The following is a 12,350-nucleotide window of genomic DNA, read 5'->3' on the forward strand; positions in this document are numbered from 1 at the left end:
CATACGGTCCAAGCGTGTCACACGGGGTATGCCTGTTCGATTCGTTTGCGGTGAGCATTCACGCTTGCCATTTGGGTGAAATCACAATGAAGCGGTCATTTTCCACGTGACCGGAAGGACGGAGAACGTGAACCTGCCCAAGTGCAGCACCGACAGCACCGCGGGTGGTAGCGGCGACCCTCGACTCCTACGACGACTTCTTCGACGACGACCTCGACCTCGTGGCCGACGCCCTCGACGACGCGCGCTCGCTCAGCATCGACTGATTACCCCTAACGCATCCTTAGATCGCCTCGTCTCCCATTGCGCCTTGGAACGCTAAGAGACTGAGTGCTGTAGATCCCGCTTCTCGTTCTCTCAACCTTTGGGACGGTCATAGTCCGGATTCGAGCGGAGTCGAAGGACGACTCCCGCAGCTATCGAGCCAAACAAAAACTCGAACACAAGTCCATGAGACAACGGGGTCGAGAAGCCGGCCGTACCAATGACCAGGAGCGTGAAGCCCAAGGTGAAACCGAAGGCGACGTTGGACAAGATGCGGAAGCGCTTATGGCGTTCAGTACGTGGCGGGCTCAACTTCAGCTCCTCCTGACCGTCCGGTCACGGTTCGACGGCCCCTGCTCTGTGACGGCCAGGTCACAGCCGCTCAGAAGCTGGCAGAATCAGGCCGCACTTCTGACGGTGGTTGCCAAAGTGTTGCCCTGCGGGGTTTTGCGGGAAAAGAAAACCCCCACATCCCAGTGTTTTCAAGGGATGCAGGGGGTGATTCGTGGCGGGTTGTTCCTATAACTCACAGGCTGGTGAATCACTGGGCAGATTTTCGGCACTTTCGCGCACATCCTCTACGCTCTGCCAAATAATCCTCTGGGCGCTCCCGTCGACGAACTTGAGAGCCTCGTGGCGGAGACTTTGGATGGCCTCCATCTCGTCCTGCTCGAAATCGTGAAATGCAGGCCCGACGCCACCCTGTGACTGGCCGGCGCGCTGGCACACCACGGTCTCATCGACGCGATTCCGCCGCGCGCGGAGATCGCAGTTCCACGAGGTCAATCGGTGCCAACGACGACGGCAGCGGTTCTATGGCACAGCTTCGACCGCGATACTTTCCCGATCGGACGCGAGGAGATCTATATCACAGGTACTGAAGAAATCATGGGCGTGTACTCACGCGGAGCGCTCCTTAGTCGATGTCTTCCGACTGTGAGGCTCCGGAGGGTATGAGGTAGGGATTGAGGCGTTTAAAGGGCTCTCCTGACGTTACCGTGGGTGGTTTCCGAGCGCCTTAACGAGTGCACGCCGCTCTCCGTCTAGGTTTCTAACTGACAAAGGCAAGAAACACAGGGACGAGAAAACGGCGTGCAAAACTCAACACTATGGCGGACTCTGCTCGGAGTCGACAAAACCATCGTCGAAGCGGTCGATCTCGACGCGGATACGGGCATGCTGGTCGCGTCGGTGCGCCCAACGGCATCGATGCGGAACCGGTGCGGGGCCTGCCGGAAGCGCTGCCCGCGCTACGACGCCGGTGACGGGCGGCGCCGCTGGCGATCCCTGGACGCCGGCTCGGTGCAAATCCACTTAGAAGCTGCGGCGCCGCGGGTGAGCTGCCGGGTGCATGGCGTGACGGTCGCCGCCGTGCCGTGGGCCCGGCATCAGAGCGGGCACACTTTGTTCTTCGATGACCAGGTCGCGTGGCTGGCCACGCAAACATCCAAGTCCGCCATCACCGTGCTGATGCGCATCGCGTGGCGCACCGTGGGCGCGATCATCACCCGGGTTTGGGCAGATACGGAGAAGCAGTTCGACCAGTTCGCGGGCCTCACCCGGATCGGGATTGACGAGATCAGTTACAAGCGCGGCCACAAGTACTTGACCTGCGTCGTGGACCACGATTCTGGCCGTCTCGTCTGGGCGGCACCAGGCCAGGACAAGGCCACCCTCGAGACGTTTTTTGATGCGTTGGGGCCGGAGCGTTCGGCACTGATCACGCATGTTTCCGCGGACGGTGCGGCCTGGATCGCCAGTGTTGTCGCGGAACGAGCGCCGAACGCTGTTCGCTGCGCTGATCCGTTCCACGTCGTGAAATGGGCCACCGAGGCCCTCGATGAAGTCCGCCGGGGCGCGTGGAACGAGGCCCGCAAAGCCGCCCGGCACAACGATGCCCGACGCACTCGCGGCCGGCCCCCAGCCGACGCCCCGGCACGCCCAGACAGCGCCCGGGCGACGGGCATCAAGAACTGCCGATACGCGCTTTGGAAGAACCCGGAAAACCTGACCGAGAAGCAACAAACGAAGCTCGCCTGGATCGTGCAGACCGACCCCCGGCTGGTTCGGGCGTACTACCTGAAGGAAGGCCTCCGTGTGATCTTCAAACTGCCTCTCGAGGAAGCGACCGAAGCTCTCGACAAATGGGTTGGTTGGGCTCGCCGCTGCCGCATCCCGTCCTTCGTGAAACTGCAGAAGAGCATCGTGAAACACCGCACCGCGATCCTGGCCTCCATCGAGCACAGCCTCTCCAACGGCCGCGTCGAATCCATGAACACCAAGATCCGCCTCATGACCCGCATCGCGTTCGGCTTCAAATCACCCGAGGCCCTCATCGCCCTCGCAATGCTCAGCCTCGGCGGGCACAAACCCGTGCTTCCCGGCCGGGACTAACCCACGGAAGAGTCAGGAGAGCCGTATTCACCGTTAGTTATGAGGCAGCCAAGAGGATGGTGATGAAGCTGATCGGTTACGCCCGCGTATCGACGCGCCATCAATTCACCGACCGGTAAGTGGTGGACCTTCTGGCCGCTGGTTTCCGGCGTGATGACCCTCACGTCGACAGCGACGTTTCCGGCGATGGAGCCTCGCAGCCGAACTGCGATCGCGCCCTCGACGCCCTCGACGCAAGCGACAGTGTCGTCATCACGGACCTGCTAAGGCCCCGTCTCTATGCGCTGGCGTAGCCCACAGCCGCGACGTCGAGCTACTAGTGCGACGTGCCCTTCAGAGGGCGCCCACGGTCAATAAGGTACGCCGGCGCTAGTGTTCCTGTGGGCAGGCCGAGCTCGTGTTCGGCGATCGTGCGCACGAGGTCGCGCTGGTCGCGCGCGTCGCCGTGGTGCATCACGGCGTGGGCGTCGAGGCCGTCGATGATCGCGAGCAGCTGCCAGGCCAGGGCACCGGGGTCGGCGACGGCGAACTCACCGCGCGCGCAGCCGCGGTTCAGCACGCTGACCAAGAACTCCTGCCAGGCGTCCATCTGCACCGCGACCTCGCGGGCTAGGGCCGCGTTTCGTCGCGCGACGCTCCACGCGTCCAACCAGAGACTCGTGACCGTGCTGCGCTCGGGTCCGAGGAGGTCTCGGATCAAGGCGCGCAGGGCCTCGACGGCGCTCGGCATTGCCGCCAGCTCCCGCTGGACCTCGGCGAGCTCGGCGGAAACGATCGAGCCGAATGTCGACGCAACAAGCCCCTCCATGCTGGGCTGATAGTGGCTGACCAGCGCGGACGTCACGCCGATGCGCAGCGCAATCGCCCGGAGCGTGATGGCGTCCAGGCCGTCGTAGCGGGCGATCTCCCGAGCCGTGCGCCCGATCTCGGCGGCGCGCTCGGCGCGGCTCTTTCGCTTGGCCCGACTCGGAAGAGTTGACATGACAGCCCAATGTCTAGTTTTACGTCGGGTTTATTGATCGCTTGGTCAATTGTATGGCTTTTGCGTGATCCTGATTTCGGATCCGGTTCTCCTCAGCTCAAACGGTGGTGGCCGCCGGGCTGGTCCACGATGAGAGAGATCGCCTGCTGGTGTCGCTGATCGCGGCCAGGACGCCGCCCCAACAGCGAGCACCATCTGATCCATGTCAACGCGAGCAGCCCCCTCGCTTGCGATCACGTAGCCGAACACGACTATCCGCGCCGGGCAAACGGTGGGCGGTTGCCGCCCCGGTTACGCGCACTGGCGAAATACTGCTACCTGTGGATCACCGTCCCGCTCTGACCCTTCATAGCGAGCGGGGCGTTCTTGAGCGAGCAGATCACCGCGGTCCGCCCGGGGCCGCTAGCCACGAAATTGATCGCGGCCTGGACCTTAGGAGCCATTGAGCCAGCGCCGAACTGTCCGTCGTCCAGGTAGCGCCGCGCTTCGGCAAGGTCGAGCTTTTCCAGGTCGCGCTGCTGGGGCGTGCCGAAGCCGATTGCGACCCGGTCCACGGCCGTGAGGATGAAGAAAACGTCCGCCCCGACTACTTCGGCGAGCTTCGCCGAGGCGAAGTCCTTGTCGATGACGGCCGGAACACCGTGCAGCTCGCCCGCCTTGTCCCGGGCCACGGGGATGCCACCCCCGCCGCACGCGACCACGATGAACTCGTGATCGAGCAGGTTGAGGATCGAATCACGCTCAACGATGTCTACCGGGCGCGGTGACGCGACGACGGTCCGCCACCCTCGCCCGGAATCCTCGGCCATGACAAGACCTGGCCGCCCGGCCATCAGTGCCCGTGCATCGGCCTCGTCATAGAAGCCGCCGATCGGTTTGGTCGGATGCGCGAATGCGGGGTCGTCGGCGGCCACCTCCACCTGTGTCACGACGGAGGCGACGTGCCAGGGCATGCCGACCCGCCGGAGCTCCTTCGCGATCCCCTGTTGCAGGTGATACCCGATGTACCCCTGGCTCATCGCGGTGCACTCGGCCAGGTCCATAGGGGTCACCCGGTCGGTGTGTTGCGATGCGATCTCGAATGCGAGGCTGATAGCCCCGACCTGCGGGCCGTTGCCGTGAGACACGATGATTTCGTGCCCCTGGGCGATTAGACCGACGAGCGAGGGAGTGGCCTCGTCGATGCAGGCGCGCTGCTCCGTTGCGGTGCTGCCCAGGGCGTTTCCGCCCAGGGCGATCACGATGCGTGACATGTCGGACCTCTACAGAATTTCGGCGAGCAGGGTCCCGAGCTCTGCCTTCGCAGCGTCGACCTTGATCGAGTTCGCAACCTCGGGACGTAGGAAGTACACGAGCAGCGCGCGCTGTGCCGTAAGTCGGTTGCCCGCCTCGTCGAAGGCCAGCGAGACTTCCGAGTCGAGGACCCCATCGGTGACCTCTTCACCGCGGGTGGCGGGCAGGCAGTGCATGAATTTCGCGTCCGGCTCGGCCAAGGCCATGAGCTCGGGGTTCACCTGGTACTTCGGCATGAAGGCGGCCAGGCGCGCCTCCTCGCCCAGCTCGGCCTCGTAGTCGCCGTACCAGACGTCGGTATAGACGAAGTCTGCGCCAGCCAAAGCCTTCGAAGCATCGTCGGTCACGACGATACTGCCACCCGACACGACGGCGTTCTGGCGACCGATCGCCTGCATCTCTTCGCGGAGCTGGAAGGCCTTCGGACCGAACTGAACGAACTGCATGCCCATCTTCGTGGTGATCATCATCAGGGAGGCGCAGACCTGGGTGGCGTCGCCGACGAAGACGACCTTGCAATCCTCGAGGCGCTTGCCCTTCGGCAAGTGCTCGACCATCGTAATGAGATCGCCGATCTCCTGCGTTGGGTGGTTGTAGTCGGACATGCCGTTGAGCACGGGGATCGTCGAGTACTTCGCGAGTTCCACGACCGTCGCGTGCCGCGCGACCCGCGCCATAACGACGTCCACCAATCGGGACAGCACGCGGGCGGTGTCCTCGATCGACTCGTGCCCACCGAGCTGGATCTGGCCAGGCGCTAGGTACTGGGCGTGTCCGCCAAGCTGTGACATCGCGGTCTGGAACGAGACCCGGGTCCGGGTAGAGGACTGCTCGAAGATCATCCCGAGAGTGCGGCCGTGCAACAGCGGGGGAAGTAGCCCACCGCGACACACCGCTTGAGGGCGAGGCCGAGATGGACGATATCGAGCACCTCGTCTTTGGTGAGGTCCTGGGTATCGATGAAGTTACGTGCGGTCATAATGGTCTCCTTTGAAAGGGTCGACGCGGGGCTTGTTGGGCGCGTTTGAGGGCATGGCGAGGCACGGGCGGTCGCCAGCGAATGGGCGAGTCGTACCAAAGATGCGGAAAAAGGGGGAAAGTGGCGGTGCCCCGGTAGGGTCGGCCGCCGTCGGCCGACTAGTCGCCGGAGGGCTGTTGCTGGGTGATGCAATGAACGTTGCCGCCGCCGAGCAGGATCTCCCGGCCTGGTACCGTGACGACCCGGCGCGGCGCGAACAGCTCGGTGTAGGCCGCGACCGCCGCGTCATCATGGGGATCATCAAAGATCGGCAGCACGACGACGTCGTTGCCAATATATGAGTTCACGTAGGAGCCGGCCAGCCGATCACCGGCTCCGCGCGGCAGAGTGCCGGCGATCGAGTCGACTCCGCCGGACTCCTCGGCGGTGATGAAGATCGGACCGGGCTGGTGGAGTTTGACGACCTCGAGCGTGCGACCGCGGGCGTCCACGGCGTTTTCGAGGACCTCCAGCGCGGCCGCCGAACGGGCGTACTGCGGGTCTGTCCGGTCGTCTGTCCACGTCAGCATGACCTTGCCTGGCGCGACGAACCGGCAGAAGTTGTCCACGTGTCCGTTCGTCTCGTCGAGGTAGACCCCAAAAGGCAACCAGATGATGACGTCGACACCGAGATAACTATGCAGCAGCCTCTCGAGGTCTTCCTGGGTCAGGTCGGGGTTGCGCCCGGGCGACAGCAGGCACTCCTCCGTCACCAGGAGCGTTCCCTCGCCGTCGACATCGATCGATCCTCCTTCGAGCACGAACGAGGCCTTGTACCGGACCACACCCTCGATCTCCAGCACCTTGCCCGCGACGGCGTCGTCGGCCGCCCAAGGAAAGTAGAGCCCATCCACGAGGCCGCCCCAAGCGTTGAAGTCCCAGTCAACGCCGCGCACGTCTCCAACATCATTCACGACGAAGGTCGGCCCGCAATCCCGGATCCAGGAGTCATCGTTGGACATTTCGACGATCCGGATATGCTCACCGAGCTCGCTGCGGGCGTTGTCGTACTGCCGGGCGGAGACAGCGACAGTCACGGCCTCCGTACCGGAGATCGCCGTCGCTACCCGGGCGAACGCGGCCTGCGCCGGCTTGCCGCCGAGGCGCCAATTGTCCGGGCGCTCGGGCCAGATCAACCAGCAACCGCTGTGGTGAGCCCACTCCGCCGGCATCCGGTAGCCGTCTGAGCCGGGGGTGGAATCGAGAGTAAGAGTCATAAGAAGCAGCCTTTCAAGATTGAATGAGGTCAGAGTTGGGCGCCTGGGAAGGAGCTGGAAGTGTCGGGTCCTCGCCGCGCTCGATGGCCCGCTGGCGTGTCCACTCGGGCGACTTGGCGCAGAAGTACTCCTGGAAGGCGACCGTCACGACGAGGCCGATCAGGATCGACCCGGTCACCGTGAGCGAATAATCGTAGGGGTTCCAGACGAAGAACACCGCGGCTGCCCCAAGCAGGACCACCGGGATCCACGTCATCAGCCACGTCATAATTGGACCGCCCGGGACTCGGTAGGGCCGCGGCCGGCCCGCGTCGATACGCCGGAGCTTGGCGAACGCCAGCATCATCACGATGTAGGGCAGCAGGAAGATGACTGAAGAGAAGGCGAACAGGTTCCAGAAGAGAGCGTCGATCGCGCCGTCGGTCACGGAGAACAACGCCGCGTACCCGACAGTGAAAACCGTCCCGACGATGGAGCAGAGCATCGCTGCGCCGACCGGAGTGCCACGGGTTGGGTGTGTCCGGGCGAACGCCTTGGGCAGGTCGCCCTGCTGGGCAGCCTCGGCGGCGGCGAGGTTCGCGCCGATAGTCCATGGCACCAGACTGGCAAAGAAGCAGAATAGTGCACCAATGCCGAGGATCGTCACGACCGCGTTGGCAATGGGTGAGTCGCCGAATCCGTGACGGAGGGCGTCGATTAGGCCGGTGGTTTTAGATATTTCATCGGCTGGGAGGATGAGCTGCATGCCAACGGTCGCGAGGAGGTAAAACCCTCCGATGAGGACGCCGGCGATGAAGATCGTCTTGGGTACGTCGCGCTGCGGGTTGGCCATCTGTGTCGAGGCGGACGACATCAGCTCGAAGCCGAGGAAGTTGTAGATCACAATCGGTAGCGCTGCGATAAACGCGGGCAGTGCATCCGTAGGAATAAGCGTGTCCAGTGTCCAGGAGGTTGCCGAGCCGTTCGCCGAAGCGTAGATCCCGCCGGCAATGACGAGCGCTACTATGACGACGATCGTGATGCCGGCTCCGAGGTTTGATACCCAGGTGCCGATCTTCAGGCTATGGGCGTTGACCCAGTAGTTGATCCAGATCAGAGTGACGGTAATTGCTACCTGGATCCAAAAGTTCAGGTGCCCACCGAAGAACATCGACGAGATCGCACCCGAGAACATCAAGTAAACGCTCGGTACCCACAAGCCCACGTTGAGCCAGTACCACCAGGAAACCCGGCTCCCCCAACGGTTGCCGAACGCTCGCACGACCCAGGCGTAGATGCCGCCGGCATCCGGGTAAGCCGAGCCGAGCTCACTCGTGACCAGGCCGTAGGGGACAAAGAACAAGATAATGATCGCGACGGTCCAGAAAATCGCCGTCGGCCCGACGGCGGCCGTTACGGTCAGCTGCGAGAGCAACAGCATCGCGGCCACGGAGAACAGGACCATGTCGAACATTCGGAAGGTCGGACGTCCCTTCGCTGGGTCGGCGGCGCCTGTCGGAGGACTATCTGACTGCATTGTCATTGCTGTTGATCCTTTACTTGACATACCGCTGAACGAAATTGTTCGAAGGCCGAACGCTGCCAAAGACGGGATTTGTCCAACGTGTACAAACGTACAACCTTTGTTCTTTAACGTAACACATCTGTGCGCTGGTGCACCTAGCGATCCTTGGGGTCAGATCTTTGGCGTTTGTCTTGAGTTTTCAGGCGGCGTTCCCCAGTCGCTCCCGGGCGATGTAAGAGTTCACGCGGGTGTCGATGACACGAAGAGCGGTGCGTAGTTCGAGCGGGGCCGGTGGCTGTCTGGACGCGTTGATGACTTCGGGCCGAGCGGCTAATCCGGGCAGCTCCCATGGCCGTTGCCTGGCGGGGTGGGAGGTGGCGAGTCCGAGTTCGAGGAGCCGTTTGAGGCTGATTTCAGCGGCCCGGTTCACCCACCAGGCGTTGTTTTTCGTCACGCCCGGTAGGGGGCACGGCGCGCGGCGAGTCATCCAAGCAAGCGCACCTTTGACCATGGGTCGATGTTGCCGATACGCGGCTTGAAAGGTGGGACGCTGCGCCCGTGTTGACGCCGACCCAAACCAGTCCGGATCTGGGTCGAGACCGGCAACTACAACATGCGCGAGCATGCAGCACTCGTGACCGTCTATTCACGCGACCGAGCGCGTCAGCGGTGCCAAACCACGCAACTGCTGGCGGACTCTCGCACAATCCCCGGCGCTGAACCACCCGATTGTGTGGCGCTCAGGGCTTTAAGATACTCAGCGGATCGTTCGTGAGCTTGAACTTGTCTCAGTGGGCTTCAGCTCAAGTGCCTTCCAGATCCGCCCGATCGACAATCTCGACAATCCACTACGGTCGGCATTCTCCGACGTTGACTCCAATTGCCACAACGGCTGCCTCGACCTGCTCGGCCGCGATCGTTGCCGGGCGTCTCGGGCGCGGCTCATCGACCAACGCATCCAGTCGAGAGTCCAGGAAGCGGGCACGCCACTTACTGACTGCGTTCGGCGAACAGCGCCCGCCCTGCACCCTGTTGCTTATTCAGGCCCTCACGCGACCGAGCACGATCCGTGACCGCAACGCCAAACCCTGCGAGGACTTCGCCGCCTCACCCAGCGCAATAACCGCTGCCGCGCTTCGCCCCTAGGAATCAGCTCGGTCTTCGGACGTCCAGTTCGAAACGCGTTCCGTTCTGCAACACAACCAGAAAATTTCAGGTGCAGGACTCTAGAGCCGTAGGCACAACCGCTCAACAACAATCTGAAGCCGCTCGGCGAGGTCGGCAACGCTCAGCTGTCCGTTGGACACGGCCTCAAGCATCAAGCCGTCAATTAAGCACGCGACGATCTGCACGACGGTCGCACGAGGCACTGTCGGTTCGCTGGCGGGCAGGACGCGGTCGACCAAAGCGCCAATCATGGTCGACCAGCCGCGCGCTTCGTTTCGCACTGTGATGTTCCGGGTCGCTTCCATGAACATCTCGAACAGCGCAAGGTCGTAGAGCGGGTCTGCGACCGTCTTATCGAAGAACATCTCAGTTAACACCTCGACTGAGCGCTCGACGGTCAGCTCCCCATGCAGCGCCTCGACGATCGCGGCGAGCCGGGCCGCCTCGGTCCTCCGGGCGTGGGCCATCGTCTGCAGTAACAAGTCGTTGCGGTCGGTGAAGTAGTAGGTCGTCGAGCCAAGCGGCACACGAGCGACCCTCGCGACCGCACGATGAGTCACAGCGGCTGCGCCACCGGTACCAAAGACCTGTACAGAAGCGTCGAGGATCTGCTCCCGCTTGCGCTCTCCGGTCAACGACCTTGCCTGCCGCCCGCTCGTCGTCGTAGACGCGTGCGTCTCGCCCATAGTTGCTCGCTCTCGTTATCGACGCCTTTTGGTACCCCGGCTCATGCCAGCCACCGGAACCATGCGCCCCTTGCCCACCGGGAAATGCCGGGAAGTGATGTCAGGTTACCGCCGCAGCCGGCCGGGACCCTAGTCTGATACTCCAGCATCCCTCCCCGCCTGCCGTGAAAGCCCTTCCGCGGCACCCTGCGAGCGTGGGCCCTCGGCGTGTGTTCCAACCCAGGAGAACGAGACTCCGCGGACTCGACCCCTCCCCCAGATATAAGCATGGCCACCTCAGCGGAATGTGGGGCATTCAGGCAGCCACGAAGGCGTTCAAAGAGCTCGGCCACGGGGGAAAAATCATTAGTGCCGCCTCCCAGGCCGGCCACGTCGGGAACCCCGGCATTGCGTTGTACTCGGCCACGAAGTTCGCCATTCGTGGCTTGTCTCAGACAGCGGCCAGGGACCTTGCCCAGTTCGGCATCACGGTCAACACCTACGCCCCCGGCATCGTCAAGACCCCCCTCATGGAGGAACTGGCGAAAAAAGTAGCAACCGACGCGGGCAAGCCCGAAGAGTGGGGCTGGGACCAGTTCACCAACGGCATCACTCTCGCCCGCCTCTCCGAAGCCTCCGAGGTCGCCGGCCTCGTCTCCTTCCTGTCCGGTCCCGACTCCAACTACATCACCGGACAGTCGATCCTCGTCGACGGCGGAATGGTCTTCAACTAAGGACCAGCCGAGCCATTGGCCAGGCGTTGGTCAGGCAGCACATGTTCCCCCGTCATCGTGATGAGGATATGAGGTGCCCGGTTAGGCGCTACTTTCTCGAACTTTGAGGGAGTGGGGTGCTACGACTTCTTCAGCCGTTCTCTCGGGATCGTCGATACGAGCGGCCAGAGTGGCAACGGCGTGGTGGGCTATGAACTCGGTGTCCAGGGACACTGTTGAGAGGGTTGGGCGTGAATATTGACCTTCTTCGATGTCGTCGATACCGATGATCGCTATGTCTTTCGGGACGATAAGCCCCGCGTCGAAGACGGCTCGCATCGCTCCCATGGCGAGGATGTCGGAGTAGCAGAAGATTGCGTCGGGCCGATCTGGCAGTTTGAGCAACTGTTGCGTGGCCGCATAGCCGTCGGCCCGGCGGTAGTGCACGGCCGGCTTTATGAGGTCCGCATCTGAAGCGATGCCAGCAGAATCGAGCGCAGCGAGGTATCCCGCTGTGCGAAGGTGCGGGGTCGCGTAGCTCTCGAAGGGTTGCTCTCCGATTGCGGCTATGCGTGATCGTCCTATAGCGAGCAGGTGCATGGTGGCTTCTTGCGCTGCCTTGAAGTTATCGATGGCCACGTGATCGAACCGGCCGTCGAACTCGTGCTCGCCAAGCAGCACGAACGGCAGGGTCACGCGATCCTCCACGGCATCGAGCTGTGCTTTTGTCGCGAGTGGGCTGAAGAGGATGCCGTCGAAGAGCATGTTGCGGTCACCGCCAACGAGCAAGTCGCGTTCGCGTTCATGGTCGTGCCCTGTCTGATCGATCATCACCCGGTACCCGAACGAAGTCGCCGCCCGGATGACATCCCGGGCGAGCTCGCTGAAGTATGGAACGTCGATTTCGGGCACGACGAGCGCAAGCACGCCCGTGCGACCGGTGCGCAGGGTACGTGCTACGAGGTTGGGTCGATAGTCAAGGTCGGCGATCGCAGTCATGACGCGCTCACGCATCTTTTTGCTGACGTGTTCGTAACCGCTGACCACGTTTGACACAGTGCGCATGGAGACCTTCGCGTGATCAGCTACGTCTTTAAGCGTTGCGGGCATCGGACCTCCACTAGCTGAACAAC

Annotated in this window: 11 protein-coding genes; 2 read left to right on the forward strand and 9 right to left on the reverse strand. The window is 62.8% G+C overall.

What is annotated here, in order from left to right; translation table 11 throughout:
• Nucleotides 1-1,356: 1,356 nt before the first annotated feature.
• Nucleotides 1,357-2,658 carry an ISL3 family transposase gene (locus RGU41_RS14340; protein ID WP_322136646.1) on the forward strand — a complete coding sequence of 434 codons (1,302 nt, stop codon included), beginning with the start codon at nt 1,357-1,359 and terminating at the stop codon, nt 2,656-2,658.
• A gap of 316 nt (nt 2,659-2,974) precedes the next feature.
• On the opposite strand, the gene RGU41_RS14345 is transcribed toward RGU41_RS14340, so the two are convergent.
• From RGU41_RS14345 to RGU41_RS14380, 8 genes are all read right to left on the reverse strand, one after another.
• Nucleotides 2,975-3,640, reverse strand: coding sequence for a TetR/AcrR family transcriptional regulator (locus RGU41_RS14345; protein ID WP_322136647.1), 666 nt, complete (start codon nt 3,638-3,640; stop codon nt 2,975-2,977).
• A 314-nt stretch (nt 3,641-3,954) separates the two neighbouring features.
• Entirely contained in the window at nt 3,955-4,893 is a 939-nt protein-coding gene (gene arcC, locus RGU41_RS14350; RefSeq protein ID WP_322136648.1) for a carbamate kinase, read from the reverse strand.
• Between the two features lie 9 nt (nt 4,894-4,902).
• Nucleotides 4,903-5,775, reverse strand: a complete 873-nt coding sequence (argF, locus tag RGU41_RS14355) for an ornithine carbamoyltransferase (protein ID WP_322136649.1) — start codon at nt 5,773-5,775, stop codon at nt 4,903-4,905.
• Nucleotides 5,772-5,912: a hypothetical protein gene (locus RGU41_RS14360; protein ID WP_322136650.1), complete on the reverse strand. Its 141-nt coding sequence runs from the start codon at nt 5,910-5,912 to the stop codon at nt 5,772-5,774. Before RGU41_RS14360 ends, argF begins: the two co-directional genes overlap by 4 nt.
• A gap of 158 nt (nt 5,913-6,070) precedes the next feature.
• Nucleotides 6,071-7,168 carry an agmatine deiminase gene (gene aguA / locus RGU41_RS14365; RefSeq protein WP_322136651.1) on the reverse strand — a complete coding sequence of 366 codons (1,098 nt, stop codon included), beginning with the start codon at nt 7,166-7,168 and terminating at the stop codon, nt 6,071-6,073.
• A gap of 13 nt (nt 7,169-7,181) precedes the next feature.
• Nucleotides 7,182-8,621, reverse strand: a complete 1,440-nt coding sequence (locus RGU41_RS14370) for an APC family permease (protein ID WP_322136652.1) — start codon at nt 8,619-8,621, stop codon at nt 7,182-7,184.
• A 250-nt stretch (nt 8,622-8,871) separates the two neighbouring features.
• Nucleotides 8,872-9,126 carry a hypothetical protein gene (locus tag RGU41_RS14375; RefSeq protein ID WP_322136653.1) on the reverse strand — a complete coding sequence of 85 codons (255 nt, stop codon included), beginning with the start codon at nt 9,124-9,126 and terminating at the stop codon, nt 8,872-8,874.
• A 772-nt stretch (nt 9,127-9,898) separates the two neighbouring features.
• Complete coding sequence (locus tag RGU41_RS14380; protein ID WP_322136654.1) at nt 9,899-10,474, reverse strand: TetR/AcrR family transcriptional regulator; 576 nt, start codon at nt 10,472-10,474, stop codon at nt 9,899-9,901.
• 335 nt (nt 10,475-10,809) lie between these two features.
• Between RGU41_RS14380 and RGU41_RS14385 the strand changes: the two genes are divergently transcribed.
• Nucleotides 10,810-11,238: an SDR family oxidoreductase gene (locus tag RGU41_RS14385; protein ID WP_322136655.1), complete on the forward strand. Its 429-nt coding sequence runs from the start codon at nt 10,810-10,812 to the stop codon at nt 11,236-11,238.
• Between the two features lie 81 nt (nt 11,239-11,319).
• On the opposite strand, the gene RGU41_RS14390 is transcribed toward RGU41_RS14385, so the two are convergent.
• Nucleotides 11,320-12,327: a LacI family DNA-binding transcriptional regulator gene (locus RGU41_RS14390; RefSeq protein WP_322136656.1), complete on the reverse strand. Its 1,008-nt coding sequence runs from the start codon at nt 12,325-12,327 to the stop codon at nt 11,320-11,322.
• Between the last annotated feature and the right edge of the window lie 23 nt (nt 12,328-12,350).

Source organism: Cryobacterium sp. 10C3, from assembly GCF_034314285.1.
GTDB lineage: Bacteria > Actinomycetota > Actinomycetes > Actinomycetales > Microbacteriaceae > Cryobacterium > Cryobacterium glucosi.